General features: G+C 63.1%; 1 protein-coding gene. It reads right to left on the reverse strand.

Annotated elements, in window-relative coordinates; translation table 11 throughout:
- A partial coding sequence (locus SB753_RS35285; protein ID WP_410804701.1) for a M14-type cytosolic carboxypeptidase occupies window positions 1–343 on the reverse strand: 343 nt, incomplete at its 3' end.
- Window positions 344–371: the final 28 nt, after the last annotated feature.

Here is a 371-nt window from a genome sequence, read left to right on the forward strand (position 1 = left end):
TATACGGCTCGAAGTAGGCGTAATAGATGCGGTCGAAATCGGGCGTGTGATCGATGGTGAGCACGCGGCCGTCGTACGAGGTCGGCACGCGAAACCAGTTCACGCGGTCATAGCTCGCGCACGCCTGATAGTTGCGCCAGCCGTCGGCGAAGGCGCAGTCGGCGGCGTTCTCGAACGTCATCACGCAGCGCTCGCCGCGCGCGCCCGACAGGCGGAAATAGAACCACTGCGCAAAGTCGGCGTGGCTGTCCGGACGCACGCGCAAGCGGATGTTGTCGGCCTGCGCACAGGACAGGACTTCGATCGCGCCTGCGTCGAAATTGCTCGTAATGGATAGCGTCATGTTGGTATTCCTGCTGGTTCGGCGCGGC

The sequence above is a fragment of the Paraburkholderia sp. SIMBA_053 genome (genome assembly GCF_046534895.1).
GTDB lineage: Bacteria > Pseudomonadota > Gammaproteobacteria > Burkholderiales > Burkholderiaceae > Paraburkholderia > Paraburkholderia caledonica.